Origin of the sequence: Phytohabitans maris, assembly GCF_031085175.1 — a bacterium.
GTDB lineage: Bacteria > Actinomycetota > Actinomycetes > Mycobacteriales > Micromonosporaceae > Phytohabitans > Phytohabitans maris.
Window position 1 is genome coordinate 123,966 of the sequence record NZ_JAVHUY010000020.1, and the last position, 20,208, is coordinate 144,173.

General features: G+C 72.1%; 19 protein-coding genes. 11 read left to right on the plus strand and 8 right to left on the minus strand.

All coding sequences use genetic code 11. The features are described from left to right. Window positions 1–206 precede the first annotated feature (206 nt). Genes RB614_RS22130 through RB614_RS22155 form a run of 6 tightly spaced genes read left to right on the plus strand, consistent with a single transcriptional unit; the run spans window position 207 to window position 5,987 of the window. Window positions 207–1,268 (plus strand): hypothetical protein, encoded by a 1,062-nt coding sequence (locus RB614_RS22130; protein ID WP_308714488.1) that lies wholly within the window; start codon window positions 207–209, stop codon window positions 1,266–1,268. Then, window positions 1,255–3,843, plus strand: a complete 2,589-nt coding sequence (locus RB614_RS22135; protein ID WP_308714489.1) for a sensor histidine kinase — start codon at window positions 1,255–1,257, stop codon at window positions 3,841–3,843. Before RB614_RS22130 ends, RB614_RS22135 begins: the two co-directional genes overlap by 14 nt. Further along, window positions 3,840–4,271: a roadblock/LC7 domain-containing protein gene (locus tag RB614_RS22140; RefSeq protein WP_308714490.1), complete on the plus strand. Its 432-nt coding sequence runs from the start codon at window positions 3,840–3,842 to the stop codon at window positions 4,269–4,271. The genes RB614_RS22135 and RB614_RS22140 overlap by 4 nt, the downstream gene beginning before the upstream one ends. Beyond that, window positions 4,268–4,708: a DUF742 domain-containing protein gene (locus RB614_RS22145; protein WP_308714491.1), complete on the plus strand. Its 441-nt coding sequence runs from the start codon at window positions 4,268–4,270 to the stop codon at window positions 4,706–4,708. The genes RB614_RS22140 and RB614_RS22145 overlap by 4 nt, the downstream gene beginning before the upstream one ends. Next, on the plus strand, window positions 4,686–5,273 hold the full coding sequence (locus RB614_RS22150; protein ID WP_428983085.1) for a GTP-binding protein: 588 nt from the start codon (window positions 4,686–4,688) through the stop codon (window positions 5,271–5,273). The genes RB614_RS22145 and RB614_RS22150 overlap by 23 nt, the downstream gene beginning before the upstream one ends. A 15-nt stretch (window positions 5,274–5,288) precedes the next feature. After that, window positions 5,289–5,987 (plus strand): hypothetical protein, encoded by a 699-nt coding sequence (locus RB614_RS22155; RefSeq protein ID WP_308714493.1) that lies wholly within the window; start codon window positions 5,289–5,291, stop codon window positions 5,985–5,987. Between the two features lie 27 nt (window positions 5,988–6,014). Here RB614_RS22155 and RB614_RS22160 read toward each other — a convergent pair whose 3' ends face one another. The 8 genes from RB614_RS22160 to RB614_RS22195 all read right to left on the minus strand — a co-directional run bounded on the left by RB614_RS22160 (window position 6,015) and on the right by RB614_RS22195 (window position 13,760). After that, window positions 6,015–6,641 carry an RlpA-like double-psi beta-barrel domain-containing protein gene (locus tag RB614_RS22160; RefSeq protein ID WP_308714494.1) on the minus strand — a complete coding sequence of 209 codons (627 nt, stop codon included), beginning with the start codon at window positions 6,639–6,641 and terminating at the stop codon, window positions 6,015–6,017. Window positions 6,642–6,851: 210 nt separating this feature from the next. Next, the gene (locus RB614_RS22165; protein WP_308714495.1) at window positions 6,852–7,745 is read right to left on the minus strand and encodes an N-acetylglucosamine kinase; all 894 of its coding nucleotides are present in this window, start codon (window positions 7,743–7,745) and stop codon (window positions 6,852–6,854) included. Window positions 7,746–7,752: 7 nt separating this feature from the next. Continuing rightward, window positions 7,753–8,946 (minus strand): family 16 glycosylhydrolase, encoded by a 1,194-nt coding sequence (locus tag RB614_RS22170; RefSeq protein WP_308714496.1) that lies wholly within the window; start codon window positions 8,944–8,946, stop codon window positions 7,753–7,755. Between the two features lie 24 nt (window positions 8,947–8,970). Next, window positions 8,971–9,789, minus strand: coding sequence for a carbohydrate ABC transporter permease (locus RB614_RS22175; protein ID WP_308714497.1), 819 nt, complete (start codon window positions 9,787–9,789; stop codon window positions 8,971–8,973). Then, window positions 9,786–10,670, minus strand: coding sequence for a carbohydrate ABC transporter permease (locus tag RB614_RS22180; protein WP_308714498.1), 885 nt, complete (start codon window positions 10,668–10,670; stop codon window positions 9,786–9,788). Before RB614_RS22180 ends, RB614_RS22175 begins: the two co-directional genes overlap by 4 nt. A 17-nt stretch (window positions 10,671–10,687) precedes the next feature. Further along, the gene (gene ngcE, locus RB614_RS22185; protein ID WP_308714499.1) at window positions 10,688–12,076 is read right to left on the minus strand and encodes an N-acetylglucosamine/diacetylchitobiose ABC transporter substrate-binding protein; all 1,389 of its coding nucleotides are present in this window, start codon (window positions 12,074–12,076) and stop codon (window positions 10,688–10,690) included. A 23-nt stretch (window positions 12,077–12,099) separates the two neighbouring features. Beyond that, window positions 12,100–12,834 carry a sugar isomerase domain-containing protein gene (locus tag RB614_RS22190; protein ID WP_308714500.1) on the minus strand — a complete coding sequence of 245 codons (735 nt, stop codon included), beginning with the start codon at window positions 12,832–12,834 and terminating at the stop codon, window positions 12,100–12,102. Between the two features lie 26 nt (window positions 12,835–12,860). Then, a complete protein-coding gene (locus RB614_RS22195) occupies window positions 12,861–13,760 on the minus strand; it encodes a MurR/RpiR family transcriptional regulator (protein WP_308714501.1) in 900 nt (299 codons plus the stop codon). 406 nt (window positions 13,761–14,166) lie between these two features. Here RB614_RS22195 and RB614_RS22200 point away from each other — a divergent pair, with 406 nt between their 5' ends. The 5 genes from RB614_RS22200 (at window position 14,167) to RB614_RS22220 (ending at window position 20,200) form a co-directional block, all read left to right on the plus strand. Then, complete coding sequence (locus RB614_RS22200) at window positions 14,167–14,700, plus strand: RNA polymerase sigma factor (protein ID WP_308714502.1); 534 nt, start codon at window positions 14,167–14,169, stop codon at window positions 14,698–14,700. A 1-nt stretch (window position 14,701) separates the two neighbouring features. Beyond that, a complete protein-coding gene (locus tag RB614_RS22205) occupies window positions 14,702–16,561 on the plus strand; it encodes an EAL domain-containing protein (RefSeq protein ID WP_308714503.1) in 1,860 nt (619 codons plus the stop codon). 135 nt (window positions 16,562–16,696) lie between these two features. After that, entirely contained in the window at window positions 16,697–17,719 is a 1,023-nt protein-coding gene (locus RB614_RS22210) for a hypothetical protein (RefSeq protein ID WP_308714504.1), read from the plus strand. Continuing rightward, the gene (locus RB614_RS22215; RefSeq protein WP_308714505.1) at window positions 17,709–18,227 is read left to right on the plus strand and encodes an ABC-three component system middle component 2; all 519 of its coding nucleotides are present in this window, start codon (window positions 17,709–17,711) and stop codon (window positions 18,225–18,227) included. Before RB614_RS22210 ends, RB614_RS22215 begins: the two co-directional genes overlap by 11 nt. Continuing rightward, the gene (locus RB614_RS22220) at window positions 18,224–20,200 is read left to right on the plus strand and encodes a DNA recombination protein RecN (protein ID WP_308714506.1); all 1,977 of its coding nucleotides are present in this window, start codon (window positions 18,224–18,226) and stop codon (window positions 20,198–20,200) included. The genes RB614_RS22215 and RB614_RS22220 overlap by 4 nt, the downstream gene beginning before the upstream one ends. The last annotated feature ends 8 nt before the right edge of the window (window positions 20,201–20,208 follow it).

A 20,208-nucleotide genomic window follows, 5' to 3' on the forward strand; every position in this document is an offset into this window, starting at 1 on the left:
CGGTCTGCATTGGGAGCGCTCCCGGGCACAAGTCCCGGCCGGTGAAACAGTTCCGCTCCCCCGGCCAGCGGGCCTAAGTTCCTCCGCGGGTGGCACCGCGAGATCTCGCGCGAGCTGAGGGGGCCCTGCCATCCCATCCGTCGCTGCCGCCGGGAGGGTGGACGATGAGCGCTGCCACGCCTAACGCGCCCACGAGAGCCTCGCTGTTGCGACCGCTCCTGGCGTTCGCACTGCTGATCCCCGTGGGGGTGCTTTTCGGGCAGGCGTGGCAGGGGCAGTCGGACCGCCTCTCGTTCGCCGCGAAGGAGCGGCACGGCATCGAGTACCTCACCACGCTCGGCCAGGTGACGACCGCGGTGACCGACGCGCAGTCCGCCGCGGTGGCCGGGCGTCCGGCGGACCGGGCCGCGGTGACCCGGGCGGTCGACGCCGCCACCGAGGTCGACGACCGGCTCGGCGAGGAGCTGCGTACCAGCGAGCGCTGGTCCGGCCTGCGCGTCAAGATCGAGGCGCTCTCCTCGGTACCCGGCGGCGACCGGGCCCGGATCTACGACGCGTACGGCGAGGTGACCGACCTGCTGCTCGCCCTGTACGGCAAGGTCCGGGAGAACTCGCAGCTGATCCGCGACCCCGAGGCGGACACCTACTTCCTGCAGGACGGCGCCGCCGAGGAGCTGCCCGAGTCGGTGGTCGCGGCCGGCCGGTTCGCCGACCTCGTGGTCATCGCCGCGGGGCGGCCGGCCGCCGAGCGTACGGCGGCGATCGCCGACCTCGTCTCGGCCCGGGGCGCGGTGCTCGACCCCGCCGCCGACCTCGCCGACGGCCTCCAGTCCGCCGTGGACAGTACGGAGAGCCGCACGCTCGGCGGCAACCTGCTCAGCCGGCTGGACCGCTTCCGCCGCTCCATGGACGGCCTGGCCAGCTCGGCCGGCACGCTCGACGGGCGGTCGCCGCTGCCGACGGCGGACCGGCTCAACCCGGCCCGGATCGAGGTGCAGGCGGCCGCCTCCGAGCTCTCCAACTCGATCCTCGCCGAGCTGGACGTGCTGATCGCGGACCGCCGGTCCAGCATCCGCACCGAACGGGCCGTCTCGCTCGTCGCGTTCGCGGTGGCGGTGCTCGGCTGCGCCGTACCCTCGGTGCTGGCCCTGCGCAAGCGGCGGCGACGCCGGCGGCCGTTCGGCGGTCCACATCGGACGGTGCTGCCGCGGGCCGCGGGCCCGGAGCAGAACCAGAGCCAGTGGGAGCCCGTCGGTGCTGCTCGGTAGGCTGCGCATCCGCGGCAAGCTGGCCGTCCTGGTCATGGTGCCGCTGCTCCTGGTCGGCGTGCTCACCGTCCCGCTCGTCGTCAACCGGGCCGGCCTGGCCGGGCGGGCCGGTGACACCGCCCGCACCGTGCGGGTGGCCAGCGAGGTCGGTGGCCTCGTCGGTGACCTCCAGCAGGAGCGCATGCTCTCGGTCGGCTACCTGCTCGGCACCGTCGACGCCGCGGCCCTCACGCTCCAGACCACCGCGGTCGGCGACCGCACCGCCGACCTGCGCGCCTCGCTCGGCGACGACCTGCCGCCCCCGGTAGCGCAGGCCATCGACACGATCCGCGACCTGGAACAGGTGCGCACGGGCGTGCTCGGCAAGGCCATGCGCAGCGACCAGGTGATCGCCGCGTACGGGGCGGTGACCGCGCGCATCCTCGACTCGCTACGGCTGCTCGACAACGTCGACGTGGCCACCGTCGAGGGGCGGCAGGTGGTGGCGCTCGACGCCGTCCTGCAGATGAACGACCTGATCAGCGCCGGCGCCGCGCTGATGGTGGTCATGGTGGCCGAGCGCAGCCCCGCGGCGATGACCGGCTACACCGCCAACCTCGCCGCGTTGCAGGCCATCACCGCGCGCTTCAACGCGTACGCGACGGCGGAGCAGAGCGGCCTCTTCCAGCTCGTCCAGCAGGCGCTGAACGAGCGGGTCGGCGCCGACTTCCCGGTCACCGTGCAGACCAACCCGCTCCAGACGCTCTCCCGCTTCACCGTGCAACGGCTGTACCCGTCGCTGGAGTCGTTCATCGTCCTCGGGCGCTTCGTCGAACGCAAGATCGTCACCGACGTCACCGCCGAGGTCGACCGGCAGCAGACGATCGTCCTCACCACCGCGTACGGCGTGATCACGCTCGCCCTGCTCGTGCTCGTCGGCGTCGTGCTGATGAGCGTGGTCGTGGCGCGCGCGGTGGCCCGGCCGCTGACCAGCCTCACCCACTCCGCCGAACGGGTGGCCACCGTCGCCGAGGCCGAGCTGCGGCGGGTCGCCGACGAGGACGCCGACGACGAGGCCGAACCCATCCACCTGGAACCGGTCGACGTCCGCTCCGCCGACGAGATCGGCGACCTGGCCCGCGCGTTCGACCGGGTACAGACCACGGCAGCCCGGCTGGTCGAACGGCAGGTGAGCAGCCGGCGCAACGTGGCGCAGATGTTCGGGCACGTCGGCCGCCGCACCCAGAACCTGGTCGGCCGGCAGATCGCGCTCATCGACCGGCTGGAGCAGGAGGAGACCGACCCGCAGCGGCTGCAGCAGCTCTACCGGCTCGACCACGTCTCCAGCCGCCTGCGGCGAAACGCGGGGAGCCTCGTCGTGCTCTCCGGCTCGGCCGGCGCCTCCGGCGCGGAGGAGCACATCACGCCGCTGCCGCTCGCCGACGTCGTACGGCTCGCGCTCGGCGAGATCGAGGAGTACACCCGGGTCGACGTGCAGGTGCCCGGCGGCATCGCGGTCTCGCCCGCGCTCACCGGCGACCTGGTGCTGCTGCTGGCCGAGGTGATGGAGAACGCGACGGTCTTCTCGCCGCCGCACACCCGGGTCACGGTCACCGCGATGGCGACCGGCCACGTGGTGCGGCTCCGCGTCGTCGACCACGGCCTCGGCCTCTCGCCCGAGCGGATCGACGAGGAAAACGCCCGCCTGGCCCGCCGCGAGCGCCTCGACCTGGCGCCGACCGAGGTGCTCGGCCTTTTCGTGGTCGGCCGGCTGGCCCGCAAGCACGGGCTCGCGGTCTCGCTCTCCGAGACGCCCGGCGGCGGCGTGACCGTCACCGTCGACATCGGACAGGACCACCTGGTACGCAGCGCGATCCCGGAGCCGGAGCCGGTACCCCCGCCACAGCCGCCGAAGCCGGCGCGCGGGCTCGCCTCGGTGCGCCAGCTGCACGCGGCACCGCCGGCCGGCCAGGAGGAGCCGGCCATCGTGGAACGGGCGGTGGCGCGCGCGATCGTGGCGACGGCGGACCAGGATTCGGCCTTCAACGTGCTCGCGCTCGACCGCGCGACCCGCACGATCGGCAGCGGCCGGACCTGGAACGCCTTCGCGCCGCGGCCGGCCACACCGCCCGTACCCGTGATGGAGCCGGCACCAGCGGCACCGCCAGCCGCCGCGCCGCCGACCGCGCCCACCCACTCCGGCCTGCGGCAAAGGGTCCCGGGAGCGCAGCTCCCGGAGGGCACGGCGGCCGTGGCGGAACGGGCGCCGGCGCCGACCGGGGTCGATGCCGCGACCGCCCGCGCGCTGGTCGAGGAGTTCGAGGCGGGGGTACGCCGGGCCGAGTCCATCGTCGCCGACCGCGCGGTCGTCCACAGTGAAGTGCCGCCGGTGATCGCGCCACCCGCCCCGGGCCCGCGCGCCCCGCTCAGCCGCCGGGTGCCCGGCGCCACGCTGCCGGCGGACTTCCCGGTCCAGCCGCCGCCGCAGGTGCTGCCCGACCAGTGGTCACCCGATCCGGAGGCGGCCCGGGACTCGCTCGAGCAGTTCGAATCCGGCGTCGCGCGCGCCTTGCAGCAGGAAGGAACCCAGAAGTGAACAACTCACTCCAGTTGAGCCCCGAGGCGCAGACCTTCAACTGGCTCCTGGACTCGTTCACGTCGAGCACGGCCGGGGTGCGTGAGGCCATCGCGGTCTCCGCCGACGGCCTGCTGATGGCGATGTCCAACATCGCCGACCGCGCGAACGCCGAACGGCTCGCCGCCGTGGTCTCCGGGCTGACCAGCCTCGCCGGCGGCGCCGCCAACTGGTACGCCCTCGGCGGCCTCAACCGGGTCGTCATCGACATGACGGGCGGGTACCTGCTGGTCACGGCCATCAGCGCGGGCTCGGTGCTGGGCGTCATCGCCGACCGGTCGGCCAGCCTCGGCACCATCGCGTACGAGATGACGCTCTTCGCCAGCCGTGCCGGCGGAGCGCTCACGCCCCGCCTCATCGCCGAGCTGAAGAACGCCGCCCAGTCGTGACCCACGTCCCGCCCGAGGAGCCGGCGGGGCCCGCCCGCATCCGCCCGTTCCTGGGCGTCTCCGGGCTGGGCTCGACGCCGGCGGACGGCACTCCCGCCGGGCTGCGACCGTTCGTGCTCACCTCCGGCCGGGTTGACGGCGTCGACCCGGACATCGGCCTGGAGACGCAGGTGACGGCCCGCTCGGACGGGCCGCTGCGGACCGGCGTACCGGTGTCGAGCCTCGCGCCGGAGCTGCGCACGATCATGGCGCTCTGCGCGGAGCCCATCTCGGTCGCCGAGATCTCCGCCCGGGCCCGCCTGCACCTCGGCGTCACCCGCATCCTCGTCGGCGACCTGCGGGCCGCCGGCTACCTCGACGTCCACGCGCGGGAGGCCGCGCGTCCCGACCCCGACACCATCCTGCGAGTGATCCGTGGACTTCGTGCGATCTCCTGAGCAAGCACCCCCCATCCCCGTCAAGATCGTGGTCGCCGGTGGCTTCGGCGTCGGCAAGACCACGACCGTCGGCGCGATCAGCGAGATCTCCCCGCTGACCACCGAGGCGGTCATGACCTCCGCCGGCGTCGGCGTGGACGACCCCGGCCAGGCCACCGGCAAGACGACCACCACGGTCGCGATGGACTTCGGCTGTGTGACCATCGACCGCAGCCTGAAGCTCTATCTCTTCGGTACGCCCGGACAGTCCCGCTTCGGCTTTATGTGGGATGACCTGTCCCACGGAGCGCTCGGTGCGCTGGTCGTGGTTGACAGCAGCCGGTTAGATGACTGCTACCCTGCGGTGGACTACTTCGAGCGGGCGCGCCTACCATTCGTGGTCGCGGTCAACGCGTTCGACGGGAAGCTCGCCCACGACCTGGACGAGGTCCGCTGGGCCCTCGCGGTCGACGAGCGGATTCCCGTGGTCGCCTTCGACGCCCGAAACCGGATATCTGTGAGAGACGCACTCCTAGTCCTATTAGACCGAGCGCTGGATGATGCGGTTAGCGGGCAGACCGCATAGGGAGGTGGTTCCAGGGTGCGTGGTGGACTGGACGACGCGCTGGAACGCCTGGCACGGATGGACCAGCTGCGCCGCCGGACCGAGGAGGCGTCCGGCGGCCTGCCCACGGCACACGGGCTGGCCGAGGCGATCGAGGCGGTCCGCCGGGTGGTCGAGCGCCATCCCGATCTCAACATCACGCTCTACGGCGAGCAGGGCGAGGGCAGCGCCGAAGTGCGGATCGGCTGGGAGGACGGCGTCGTACGCGCCAAAATCGTCTCGGTCGAGGGCCCCGAGGGCGCCAGCTTCGGCCCGAGCGACGGACCGATGCCGGTGCTGCCGGCCGAAATCCCGCCGATGACCGACCTGCCCCGGCCGCTGCCCGACGCGGCCCGCCCACGCGTCGAGGCCCGCCCGGCTCCCCGCCGCCCATCCCCGTCCCCGGTGCCCGAGGCGCCGCGCCTGGTCGACCCCGGCCACCTCGGTGGCCCGGGCCGGCCAGCCGACCCGGGCCACCTGGGTGAGCGGCGGCACCGCCACGCTGCCCCTACTCCCGCCCCCGCTCCCGATCCGGCTCATTCTTCGGCTTCGGGTGATCCCGCGGGTGGGCTCCCGTCCCGGTCCGCGCCGCGCGCCTGGAAGGCCGAGCACGAGGACAACCCCGGCGCCGCCGCCCGCCTGGCCGCGATGATCCGCGAAGACCCGTCGCTCCTGGCGAACCCCGAGGAGCGCTAGTGCGGCGCCTTACCGGGGTGGCGGCCGTCAGACCTTCTCGATGACGGCTCGCCGGATGAGAAACTTGCCGGGCTCCCGCACCTGCTCGAACGCGGCGTTGTTGAGCAGTACGCAGCTCCCCGACGGCCCGGTCACCTCGACGGTGATCGACTTGTTGTTGTCGAGGTTGGTGACCTTCAGCCGCGTGCCGACCGGGAACTGGCTGCTCGACGCCGCCGGCGCACCCTCCTCGCCGGAGAGCGTGACGGTCGAGCCGGCACAGACGACCTCACCGTCACCACCAGCCGCCGGCGGGTCCGCGGGCGGGTCGGCCGGCTGCGCGGGCTGTGCCGGCTCGGCCGGCTGCGCGGGCGGCTGAGCCGGCGCGGCGGGATTGTCCGCCACGACGTCCGCGGTGCAGCCGGCGGTCGCGCGGCGCTGCTGGATGAGGTCGACGACCGCCTGGCGGTTGGCGATCCGGGCCGCCGAGAGATCGTCGGGGTTACGCTGCTGGTCGGCGATGAAGTTGAGGTTGTTGCGCAGCGCGTTGTCCAGACCCACGCAGGACTCACCCGCCTGCCCGAGCCCGGTGCCGACCGCGATGCCACCGCCCACCACGACGCCGGCACCGACCAGGATCGCGACCCGCCGCTTCCATCCGCTCCACCGCATCATCGGGAAACAAACCTTTCTGTTGACTGTTGGCCCTTGGTACGGCCCGCCAGCGCCAAGAGTTCAACCCACTCCACGGGCGCCTGGACCGGCGAGGGGCGCCCCGCGCTCCCCACGGTCTGTGATCAAAGCTCCCCTCAAGTCGTTCTAGCGACTTGAGGGGAGCTTTTGATCACGGACAACTACCCGGCTCCGGAAGGCCGGCCAGCGGCGTCAGGTGTACGCGGTGAGGTCGTGGGCGGCCAGCCGGGCAGCGCCCTCCTCGCCCGGGCCGGCCACCAGCACCGGCGCGGCCGGCCAGGCCGCGGTGAGCCGGGCCCGCACCGCGGCACGCAGCGGCAGGCAGTGCCGGAGCACGCCGCCGGCCAGGACGATCGGGCGGCGGTCGCCCGGTTCGCGGATCTCGGCGAGCGTCTGGCAGAGGTGCGTCGCGGCGCCCGCCATGATGGAGAGCGCCACCGGGTCGCCGTCCGCGGCCGCCGCCGTTACGAGCGGGGTGAGCGCGGCCAGTTCGCGCGGCGGCCGGTCGTGCACGGCCGCGACGAAGGGGTCGCCTTCCCGGGCGCCCACCGCCGCCGTGACCAGCCGCGCCAGCGGGCCGGGTGGGTCGCCGCGGTAGAGGGCGCGGGCGACCGCGGTCGCGGCGCTGCGGCCGATCCAGAAGCCGGAGCCCAGGTCGCCGAGGAGCCAGCCGAGGCCGTCCGCGGTACACGCGATGGTGCCGGCCCGGATCTCGGCGGCCACCGCACCGGTGCCGGAGATGAGCACGCTCCCGGCCGGCTCGGTGGTGCCGGCGGCGAACGCGATCACCGCGTCGCCGACCACGCGCAGCGGGCAGCGTACCCCCAGGGTGTCGAACGCGGCCTGGAGCACGGCGGGCCGTGAGCCGCCGGCGGCGCCGGCGACCGCCGCCCCGATCCGCGCCACGTCCACGGTGGACAGTGCGGCGGTGAGGGCGGCGGTCAGGTTGGCCGCCGCTTCGGCGGCGGGGACGGTGACGGGGTTGGCGGCACCCGCGCGGCCGGAGCCGGCACGGGTGCCGCCGAGGGTGGTGACGACCGCACGGGTCGCGGTGCCACCGATGTCGATACCGAGGACGAGGGTCATGCCTGGGTCAGCAGCGCCCGAGGTCTTCCCACTGCTGGGTCCAGCCGGGCTCGCTGCCCTGTGTCCACCAGCGGGCCCGCCACAGGTGCACACCGTCGCCGGAGGGCGGGCCGCCGGGCACGCCGTTGGCGCTCCGCTCGTGGCGCACCTGGTTGCCGCCCTGGTACACGGCGTTGATGTTCCACTGTGGAGCGGAGGTGCAGCCGACCCCGCCGGTCGGCGAAACGGTCGGTGAAACGGTGGGCGAGACGGAAGGCGACACCGACGGTGAGACGGAGGGCGTCGGGCAGGTGCCCCCGGTGCCGACCGTGTCCGTGTGCGTGGTGCCGGCCGAACGGAACGCGGCCACCCGCGCCGCCGCCTCGGCGGGCGTCAGCGCCTCGTTCACCGTGTGGTAGAGGTAGTCCACCTGCTGGCGGTAGGTGGCGGCGCCGCCCGAGTGGGCCGCGGTGTCGATGAACCAGAGGTTGAAGTTGATCGACATGGGCGTCTCGGGGTAGTAGATGCCGCTGTGGTCGGCGACGAGCGCACCATCCACGTAGTACTTCACGTGGCCGCCGGCGACGGTGAACATCAGGTCGTGCCAGCCGTTGAAGCTCTGCCGCTGCTCGGTGTGCGTGTTCACCGCCTCCCACGGGTCGGGGCGGTACGTCTCCCACGTGGTCTGGTAGAAGATCGGACCCTGCTCGCCCCACCCACCGTTGGGCAGGTACTCGAAGTCGATCTCGCCGTAGTTGGGATCCATGGCCGCGTTCAGCGGGGTGATGGTGAAGAAGGTCTCCACCAGATGGTCGCCGTCGTTGCCGCTCACCGGCGCGTCGGCGAACTTGACCCGGGCCAGGTACGTGCCCTCGAAGAACTTGCGCTGGTGGAAGAACTCGGACTGGCTGGTGCCGCCGGCCGTGCCGTCGGTCACGGCCTGGAGCTGGAGCGACTTCGCCCCGTCGACGGTGGGGAAGGAGACGTTGGCGGCGGGCCAGGAGGCGCCGGGTACGCCCGGGCCGCCCGAGTTGGTGCGTACCGTCCAGCCCCGCTGACTGATCAGTGAGTCAGCCGGGCCGCTGTAGCTGAAGTCGTCGAAGAGCACCTGGCAAGGGGCAAGGGCGGCGGCGGGGGCGGCGCCACCACCCACCACGGCGGCGACGGTGCCGGTGGCGAGGGCCGCGGCTGTCGCGGCGAGACCGGCCGAGAGGCGTTTCACGGCGTGCTCCTTTCTCGATGGGAGTCACTTCACCGCGCCGGCGGTCAGGCCGTCGCGGATCTGGCGCTGGAACAGGATGTACGCGACCAGGACGGGCAGGATCGCGATGACGAGTCCCGCGAACAGGCCGCTCCAGTCGCTGCGATAGCCCTGGCTGACGGCCAGGAACGCGAGTCCCTGGGCCAGGACGTACCGGTCCGGATCCGGATTGAGCACGAGGGGCAGCAGGTACTGGTTCCACAGGCCGAGGAAGTTGAAGATGCCCACGCTGACCAGGCCTGGCCGGGCCATCGGCAGCATGATGCGGAAGAACACCGCCGCGTGCGAGCACCCGTCGAGGAACGCGGCCTCCGCGACGGCGGTCGGCAGGGTACGGAAGAAGGAATGGAGGAAGAAGACGGTGAACGGCAGGGCGTACGCGGTGTACACGAGGATCAGCCCGTGGTAGGTGCCGAGCATGCCCAGTTGGTCGACCACGAAGAAGAGCGGCACGAGCGCCAGGAAGACCGGGAAGAGCATCCCGGCGACCAGCGAGTAGTAGACGATCCGGTTGCCCGGAAAGGGATAGCGGGCCAGGCAGTACGCGACGAGCGCGCCGAAGAGCATGGTGAGGAAGAGCGCGCCGCCGACCACCACGACGGTGTTGAGCAGGTAGCGGCCGATCGACGCCTCGGCCCAGGCGCGGGCCCAGTTGTCGAAGCGGGGCGTTGCCGGCAGCGACCACGGGCTGTCGAAGATCTCCGCGTCGGTCTTGAGCGAGGAGACGACCGCCCACAGTAGAGGGAGGGTGACGAGCAGCGCCCAGACAAGCAGCACCACGTGTACGAGGCGACTGGTTTTCATGCCAGCTCCACACGTTCACGCCGGGTCGCCCGCAGCATCAGGACGGTCAGCGTGAGCGTGAGGAAGAAGAGCGCGACGCCCATCGCGGACGCGTAGCCGTACTTGCCGTACGTGAACGCGTTGCGGTATAGCGAGAGCCCCATCACCTCGGTGCTGTTGTCCGGCCCGCCCGGCCCCACCGTCATGATCTGCACGAGGGCGAAGCCGTCGAGCGCGATGATTCCCAGGTAGACGAAGGCGACCTGCACGCTGTCCCAGACGAGCGGGAGCGTGATCCGCCAGAAGAGCGTGACCGGTCCGGCGCCGTCGATCAGCGCCGCCTCGGTGATGTCGGCCGGGATCGACTCGATCGCCGCCGCGAAGAGCACGACGTAGAAGCCGACCGCGGACCAGATCATCGCCGCCATCACGCACCAGAGGGCAAACCGGGGCTCGGCCAGCCACGAACGTTCCAGTGTGGACAGGCCGATGCCGTCGAGGAAGCCGTTGAGCAGCCCACTGTTGGGGGTGTACACGAACTGCCACAGCACGGCGATGATGGCGACGGAGAGGAGCTGGGGGAAGAAGTACAGCACCCGGTACGCCCGCAGCAGGCGCCCGCCCCGGGTGGACGCGGCGAAGAAGAGGGCGAGCGCGATGGTGACCAGCGGCACGACCACGAGCATCAGGCCGTTGTGGCGCAGCGCCGACAGAAACAGCGGGTCACTCCACAGTCGAGTGAAGTTGTCCAGGCCGACGATGCGTACGTCGCTGGAGACGCCGTTGAAGTCGGTGAAGGCCAGATAGAAGGCCTGCGCGTACGGCGACACGACGAAGACGGCGTACAGCAGCAGGGGCGGGAGCATCGCCCCGGCCAGAAACCGGTACCGGCCGTGTCGCATCGGTCACCCTCCCGCGCTCAGCGCTTCTGCTTGGTGACCGAGGAGTCGGCGGCGACCGCGTCGGCTGCCTTCTGGACCCGCTCCGCCCACTTGTCCGGCGTGGTCCGCTTGGTGAGCAGCTCGCCGGTGGCGTCGTCGAGCGCCTTGGCCAGCGCCGGGTACCAGGTGCGGAAGCGGTAGCCGAACAGGTTGGCGCCGGCGGCCTTGGCGGTCTCGGCAGTGGAGGCGAGGCCGCTGCTGAGCGTCAGCCCGTCGGTGGCTCCGGCGACGACCGGCAGCGCCTTGGAGTTTTGCGCGAAGCCGCGGGCCACCTTCTGGGAGAAGAGGATCCGCAGGTACTCCAGGCCGCCGCGGGCGTTGCCGGCCTTGGCCGGTACGAGGAACGACTCGCTGCTCGCCGCCATCACCGCGCCGTTGGGCAGCTTGTCGGCCCCGGTGAGCGCCGGGACCGTGCCGAGCACCATGTCGAACCCGGCCGGGGTGACCTGCTGCTGTTCACCCTCCAGCCACGATCCACAGGGGATGAACGCGGCCTGGCCCTTGCTCCACGCGTTCTGCGCCTCGGTGTGCGACAGCGCCTCCGAGCCGGGCATGATGTATCCGCGCGCGGCGAGCTGGTGGACCGCGTCCGCCGCGGCCAGCATCGCCGGGCTCTTCCAGATGCCCGGCTCAAGGTTGTCGACCGACTTGACCAGGTCGTGCCCACCCGCCTTGGCGGCGAGCGAGATGAGCGGGTCGTTCATGTACTCGGGGAACTTGCCCTGCCAGGTCCAGGGCGCGATGCCGGCCTTCTTGACCTGCTCGCAGAGCGCGAGCATCTCGGCCCAGCTGGTCGGGTACGCCCAACTGTGCTTGGCGAACAGCGACTTGGAGTACCAGATGCCCCAGAGGACGGAGGAGTAGTTGAGTACGAGCACCTTGCCGTCGTACGTGCCCTCCTCGACCACGCCCGGCATGAGCGTGTCCCGGACCTTCTTCGCCGGGTCGTCGAGGCTCGGCGCGTCGAGCAGTTCGGTGAGGTCGGTGAGCTTGCCCGACGAGACCAGGGTCACCAGATCGAGCCGGCCGGCGCCGCTGTTGTCCACAACGTCCGGCGGGTCGTCGGAGATGAAGCGGGGCTGGAGCACCTCGCCCACTCGCTGTATCCCCTTGTGGTCCACAGTGGCCTTGGGAAACTTCTGCTTGTAGACGGTGCCCGCCTCGATGGCGTACTGGTCGCCGTAGCCGCCTTTGAAGACGACCACCTCCAGCGGTGCGTCGGCCGGCGCGCCGAACGGGTTTTCCGCGGTGGCGTCGCCCTTGGCACTCGTATCGTCGTCGTCGGCGCCACTGGTGGCGCAGGCGCTGAGCGCCGTCGCCGCGACCGCGCCGAGCAGGAGCGTGCGTCTGCTGGGATGTGCGTTCACGGTTTGCCTCCCTTCGAAAGGGGCTAGGCAGTGCGCCGGATGCGGCCGGCGTACCGCGCTTCCAGGAGCTGGTTGTGCTCGTGCCCGCCGGGGATGTTGGCGGACAGGTAGATGGGCGGGGTCTGTCCCGCCTCGGCCAGCCGGGCGACCACCTCGGCGACGACCATCTGCGCCAGCACCGCGGCGGTCACCGAGGAGACCGCGCCGACCTGGCCGGGCAGCGCCACGTCGCCGTACGGCGCGCCGTTGTCGAGCACCACGTCGGCGATGTCGCACAGGCGCTTGCCGGAGGGGTGCAGTGGCGAGACGCGTCCACTGTGCTCCAGCGAGGTCACCGCGATCAGGTCGTGACCGCGCTCCTTCACCAGCAGGGCCAGCGCCACGACGACGCCGTTGACGCCGGAGTTGGAGGCGATCACGAAGGCGTCCCGGGGGTCGACCGGGGCCAGGTCGTAGAGGCGGTGCGCGACCGTGGGGTCGCGCTCAAGACCGGGATCTTCGAGTACCGCCCGCGGCTCCCCGCCGTACATGACGATGTCACGCAGCGCGATGCGGTTGGTCGGCACCAGCCCGCCGGCCCGGCCGGCGATCTCCATGGCCAGCGCCTCGGAGTGGCCCGAGCCGAACGCCTGCACGACTCCCCCGCGCTCCAGCGCGGCGGTGATCAGGGTCGCGGCGCGCTTGACGCCGTCCGCCTGGCTGGTGCCCACCTTGGCCACGAGCTCGGTGATCATCGAGAGGTACGCCTGTGCCGTCATGTGAGAACTCCCCCGGGGTAGGCGGGTCAGCCGCGGCGCCGGCGCGCGGATTGGTCACGCAGCCGGTGTGCCTCGACCGCCCGCGCGGTCACTTCGAACGCCTCGGTGGTGCGCTCGTACGTGCGCTGGGCCACCGCGACGTAGATGAGGTCGAGCGCGACGAGTTGGGAGTGCAGCGCGGAGAGCGCGGCCACCCGGAACGTCGTCTCGTGCACGGCCGTGGTCAGCGTGATGTCGGCGGTCTCGCCCAGCGGTGAGCGCTCGAACGAGGTGACCGCCACCGTCAGCGCCCCCTGCGAAGCCGCCTCGGCGAGCATCTCGATCACCTCTCGGGTACGCCCCTCGTGGGAGAGGGCGATCGCGACGTCGCCGGGGCCGAGGAGGGCCGCGTTGGTGAGTGCCTTGTGCGCGTCCTCCCGGTACCAGACCGGGATGCGGATCCGCTCCAGCCGGAACGCCATCTCGCGGGCCGCGGTGCCGCTGCTGCCGAGCCCGAAGAGCTCCACCCGGCCGGCGCTCGCGATCGCGTCGGCGACCCGCGCCACCTGGTCGAGGTCGAGGCCGGCGGCGGTCTCCTGGATGGCCCGGGAGTCGGCGCTGGCGATGACCCCGAGCACCCGGTCGAGCGGGTCGCCCGGCTCGATCTCCCGGTCGATGTCGGTGACCCAGCGGGCCTGCTCCTGGCGCCCGATCTCGGCGGCGAGCGCGACCCGGAGCGCGGCGTACCCCCGGAAGCCGAGGACCCGGCAGAACCGCGTGATCGTGGCGGTGGAGGTGCCGGCGCGCTCGGCCAGGTCCACGATGGACGCCTGCGCCGCCTCGGCCGGGTCGTCCAGGATCTGCTCCGCCACGCGCTGGAGCGCGTCGGGAAGCGTGGACAGCTCCATCCGGAGCCGCCCGATGACACCCTGGGTCTGCACCGCCACCGTAATTCCTTTCATCGTTACTTGGTGATGAAGAAAATTACGATTGACGACCCATCTACGTCAAGAGCGAGCGAAAAAATTTTGACGCCTGAGGGCGGCCCACCCCAGGCGTTTGACCACTTAGGACCAAGCGTGTGCTTACGGCTACGTTCCGTACAGCACGACCCCATCCCACGCCCATCATCCTTTCGGCTCGTCTAGTTTGGCCGATCGACCTAAAGATCGCTGATGGGGAGCATGACCACTGATCATGCGGGGAACCTGTGCCGCTCAACGCACCTCTCAACCAACTCCTACCGACAGTGATATGCGGGACCATGATGGGCGGGGAGCGAACGGTGATCAATTTCTTGACGCTTGGGGGAACGAGCGTGTCAGCGCGCGGAGCCGGTGAGGTGGCAGCGGCGTGACCGTAGTCGAGCCCAGCGTGACCGCCGCAGAGCAGCGGCTGGCCGAGCTGGATGCCTCGTTCGAGGACTTCTGCCGCGACCACATCGTGCCGGTCGAGCGGTTCCTCCGCGGCCTGTGCGGCGACCGCGAGCTGGTCCAGGAGGCCGTGCAGGAAACGCTCATCACGGCCCGCGACAAGTGGGAGCAGATCAGCGGCTACGAAAAGCCGCTGGCCTGGGTGTACAAGACGGCCCGCTACAAGTTGATGAACGAGCAGGCCCGGCAGCGCCGGGAGGCGACCACCGCGCTCGACGAGGTGCCGAGCGACCGCCTCGCCGCCCCGCCGGCCGACTCCCGCGAGGCGCAGGACTGGCTGCTGCGCTGCCTGCGCCGCCTCCCCGCCCGCCAGGCCGCGGTGTTCGCGCTCGCCCTGGAGGGCTGGACCGATCCGGAGATCGCCCGGATCCTCGGCATGGCCGACAACACCGTCCGCTCGTACAAGTCCGCGGCCCGGCGGCGCCTGAAGGAGCTTGCCGAGGAGGGACGCTGACGTGAACCTCGACGACATCCTGGCCCTGGCCGCCCGCCACAAGCCAACGGTCTTCGAGCGGGCCAGCGCCAGCCGCAACACCCGCTGGGTGCAGCAGCAGTACGCGCGGGCCAAGGCCGACGGCCGCGACCTGGTGGGCGACGTCGACCTGCGCGACCCGCTGCGCGACGACACCGGCGAGATACCCCGGATCACCCGGGCCGCTCAGCTGGCCAAGCAGGGCACCGTGCGGTGGGACGCGGCGACCAACGAGCTGACCTGGTCCGACGAGATGTCGCTGATCTTCGGCCGGGCGCCCGGGCTGGTCCGCCCCTGCATGGAGAGCCTCTACCGGCTGGTCCACCCGGACGACGCCGGCCGGGTCCGCGAGGCCACCGGCACCGCCTGGCGGGACCGGACCGCCACCGAGCTGACCTGCCGCGTGGTGCAGCCGGGCGGGATCACCCGGTGGGTGCACTGCTACGTCGAGGTCCTCACCGCGGCCGACGGCGAGCCGACCGGCCTGATCGGCACCGCGCAGGACGTCACCGAGCTGGAGCTGGCCCGCCAGGAGCGGGAGCGGCGGGCCCGCCGCCGGGCGATCGTCGAGCGGGAGTCGGGCAGCCTCGGACCCGGAACCGGGCCGCGCGACCGCACCGCGTTCAGCGACGAGATCGACCGCGCGCGGCGCACCGCCAGCGGGGTACTGCTGGTGATCGCCACCGAGCCGCAGGGCGGCACCGACCCCGACCGCCTCACCGAGGTCGTGACCACGTTCGTCATGAAGCTGGCCCGCCGCACCGACATCTGCGGCCTCCTCGGACCGGGCGAGTTCGGCGTGCTCATGCCCGACATCGGGCTGCGGCCGGCGACCTCGCTGGCCCGGACGATGGTGGAAAAGCTGCGTGCGCAACTCTTCGTGGCCGGGCCGCACGGGCTGCGCCTGGACGCCTGGGGCGGCCTGGTCCGCTTCGCGGCGCACGACGAGAGCAGCAGCATCGACCTGCTCATCGACGCCGAGTCGGCGTGGCGGCACGCGAAGCAGACCGGTGCCGTCCTCAAGGCGCTGCCCCGGCCGGCACCGGCCGACGAGCGGCAGGAGGCGGGGCGCACCCGGGTACGGGAGGCGGTCGCCGGCAACGGGTTCACGCTCTACACCCAGCCGATCCTCGACCTCCGGCTCAACCAGATCACCCGGCAGGAGATCCTGCTCCGTACGCTCAACGACGCGGGCAACCCGGTGCCGCCCTCGCCACTGCTCGACATGGCCGAGCACGTCGACGAGACGCTGCCGATCGACCTGTGGGTGATGGACAACGCGTTCGAGCTGATCGCGCAGGGACCGCCGACACCGCACTACCAAATCAACCTCTCCGGACGGTCGCTCGGCGAGCCCGGGCTGCTCGGCCGCGTTCAGGACCTGCTGCACAAGCACGACGTCGACCCGCGCCGGATCACGTTCGAGATCACCGAGACCGCGCGGATCGACAACCGCTCCGAGGCGATGCGCTTCGCGCGGGCGATCCGGGAGCTCGGCTGCCAGCTCGCGCTGGACGACTTCGGCGCGGCGTACAGCTCGTTCATCTACCTCAAGTCGTTCCCGATCGACCTGGTCAAGATCGACGGCGCCTTCATCACCGACATCGTCAACTCCCCCACGGACCAGGCGCTCGTGCGGTCCATTGTGGAGGCCTGCCAGGCGCACGGCGTGCTGACCGCCGCGGAGTACGTGCGGGACGCGGCGACGATCGAGCTGCTGCGGGGCTACGGCGTCGACTTCGCCCAGGGGTACGAGGTGGGTGCCCCGATGCCGATCGCCGGCGCGCCCGCGACGTCCGGTACGTCGATCGAGTTCGACCTGCGCATCGACTCGCCGGTGTAGCCGGCCGCGCCAAATCACCAATCCGCAGGTGGAAGCGGCTGTAAGTACGAGAAATTCACCATCACTTCCCGTCACATTCACCACTCACGATCATGTAGTTGCCACACCGCTACCGAGAGTCGTCATCGTTGAGGGATGACGGCCGCGGTCGCGGTTCCGCCCCTCGCCGCTGGTGAGCCGCCAATCAACTTCGCGGCTCACCAGATCCGCGCTGGAAACATCTCGGGCGCGCGGGAGGACTTCGAGCAGATGCTGGCGATGCTCGTCGCCGCCGTACACCCCGGTGCCCGCCTCATCGCCGCCAACCCCGGCGACTGGGGAATCGACGTGCTCGCCGGTGAGCTCTCCGGGCTCGTCGTGGTCTGGCAGTCGAAGTACTTCTGGCCGATGGTCACCAAGCACCGGCAGGCCGACATCCGCTCCTCGTTCGCCTCGGCGGTGTCCAACGCGCAGGCCAAGGGGTACCGCATCCGGCGCTGGGTGCTCTGCGTGCCGTGCAGCATGGACGCGCCGACCGCCCGCTGGTGGGACCGCTGGCGCGCCCGCAAGCAGCGGGAGACCGGCATCGTCATCGAGCTCTGGCACGAGACGACGCTGCGCAACCTGCTCATCTCACCGGACGCGACGCACGTGCGGCGGCACTACTACGACCCGTACGCGCCACCGCCGGTACCCGCCCCTCGGCGGCCGCCGGTGCGGGCGCTGCCCGAGCCGGAGGCGGAGCGGCTCGACGAGGCCCTCTTCGTACGGCAGCTTCGGGCGGCCGGCCACGTCGAGGTCGCGGCGGCCAAGCGGGAGTACTTCAACGCCGAGCTGCTCGCCCGGGACGTGGCCGACAAAGGGCTGCCGGAGGAGCTGGACGCGCTGGCCGAGTCGGACGCGATCGTGCACGCGATCTGGGAGAGCCGGTTCAACGAGCACGCCGGACGGCCGGACGCCGATCCGCTGCTGCCCGGCCTGCACCCGGACGTGATGCGGGACATCCGCGAGTCCACCCACGCGTTTCCGACCACGCTGCCGGCCGGTGCGGTACACCGTTGCGGGCTGCTGCACCGCCTGGTCGACCAGCGCCGGGCCGGCTGGGTCGCGCACTGGCGGGACGTGGCCACGGAACATGGGCAAACGGGGACAACGGGGAAGGGACCTGATGAGCGTTGAGGACGACCGGCGGTTTCGCGTCGCCTGCCTGACGCTGCTGCTGGACGTGATCGCGGAAGTGCGCCCGGAGGGGGTGGACGCGCACCGGCTGGCCCTGTTCGACTTCCTCGCGGCCAACCCGCTGCTGCTGGCCCGCGAGGAGAGTGATCCGGACCGCATCCGGCTGCGGCTGGCCGGGTTCGACGACCGCGCCGTCTCGTACGCGAGCGCGGTGCAGCGGTACGTCACCCGCCGCCAGCGGCTCTGCGACGACCTGGCCTGGCTGGTCGCGTACGGGCTGGTCACGGTCGTTGTGGACGGCCGGGTGCGGCACCGGCTCACCCCGGCCGGGCGGGAGGTGGCCCGCTCGTTCACGTCGATGTACGCGCGGGCCTACCGGGACGCGGCGGTGATCGTTGTGAACCGGCTCGGCCGGATGCCTGATCGTGGTCTGGCGGAAGTCATGAGTCAATGGATGGCGGTGCGGGCGCAACCCCGCTCGCTGGACTCCCGGAGGACGGGACCATGACCGAGGCCGGACGCGGGTCCGTGGGTCACGGCGCGGTGCCGGCAGACCGCACCCACGGCATCCGCCTGCGCCGGCTCCGCCTCGCCGCCGCCGAGCGCAGCTACGACATCGACTTCCGGGGGGCGGACGGCTCGGCGCGGGCGCTCTCGGTGATCGCGGGCGCCTTCGGCACCGGCAAGACCACCGTCCTGGAGTTCATCGACTACTGCCTCGGCGCCTCCGACCACCCGCGCCATCCAGAGGTCATGCCGCGGGTGCGCAGCGCCGCGCTGGAGGTCGACCTCTCCGGCGCCCCGCACGTCGTCGAGCGGACCGTGGGCGAGCCCTCCACCTGGGCCACCGTCCGCTCTGGACGCCTCGACGAGCAGGGCGAGGTCGCCAAGCGCCGGCCGTTACGCCCGGCCGCCCACCCGAGCAGCCTGTCCAGCCTGCTGCTGTCGTACTGCAAGCTCGAGGGGATCCACCTGCGCGACGCGCCCGACCCGGCCGGGTCGCCGGCCGACCCGCTCAGCTTCCGCGAGCTCATGTGGCTCTGCCTGCTGCTCGGCGACCGCCTCGACGGCGACCTGCTCTTCGAGCGGCAGCCGGTCCGCCACCTCACGCTCCGCCAGGTGGTCGACGTGGTCTTCGACGTCCACGACGACCGGCCGCTGCGGCTGGGGCGCCAGATCCGCGAGCTGGAGGAGCGGGCCGCCGCCGCCCGCGTGGCGTACGCGGCGGCGCAGGAGCTGGTCGAGGAGCAGAGCCTCGGCGACACCGCCCTGCTCGACGCGGCGCGCGAAGGCGCGATGGCCGAGCAGGCGGCCGCGGACGCGGAGCTGGCCGAGCTGGACCGGCGTACGCTCGCCGCCGCCGGCTTCGCGGACGAGCTGCGCGACCGCTACAGACAGGCGGTCGAGGCGGCCGAGGAGGCGGTCACGGCGGTCCGCGACGGCGAGACCCAGTTGCGGCGGATGCTGCCATTGCGCGTGCAGTACGCGGACGACGTCTCGAAGCTGACCATGCTGTCGGAGGCGGAGGAGGTCTTCGAGCCGGTGCGGCTGACCGCCTGCCCGGTCTGCCACACCGTCCCAGCCACCACGCCGGCGATCGCCGAAGGGCGCTGTGGCCTGTGCCAGACCGAGCTGCCCGCCGAGCCGTCGGGGGCCGCGCCCGACGTCGGCGCCGAACTCGCCGCCGCCAAGACCCGGCTCGCCGAGCTCACCCGGTGGGTCGAGGAGCTGGAGGGCGGGCTCCCCGCGCTGCGTACCACGGCTGAGCAGGCACTGGCCGCGGAGGTGGCGGCCGCGGCGGAGGTGGACGCCGCGACCGCCGGGGCGGTCACCCCCTTCCTCGGCGAACGGGACGCGCTGGCCCGCCGCCGCCAGGGCGCGGCGGTGGTGCACGAGCGGGCGGCGGCCGGGTTACGCCTGGTCGCGAGCCTGCGGCGGCGGGCACAGGACATCGAGCGGCAGGAGGCGACGATCGCGTCGCTGCGCGAGGAGCTGGCCGAGGCGGGGCAGTCGCCGCCGGACCGGTCCGCGGTGATCGGCCGGATCAGCGAACGGTTCGCGGAGCTGCTGGCCGAGTGGCGCTACCCCAAGCTCGCCGAGGCGTACGTGGACGAGCGGCTCGTGCCACACGTGCGCGGCCAGCGCTACACGGCCGCCTCCTCCGGCGGCCGCACGCTGATCGCGCTCGCCTGGCAGCTGGCCATCTTCGAGGTGGCCTGGGAGACGAACTCGTCACACCCGGGCTTCCTGCTGATCGACAGCCCGCAGCGCAGCCTCGTCGACAACCCGGTCGCCGGCGCCGCCACGATCGCCCGCGTCTACCGCCACCTGCGGCGCTGGCTGGCCGGCCCGGGCACCGGCGCGCAGATCGTCGTCGCCGACAACGCCCCGCCGGCCGAGGCCGAGGAAGACGTGATCGTGCGGTTCAGCCGCCGCTCCGACCAGCCCCCGTACGGCCTCATCGACGACGAAACCGACTAGTGATCAAA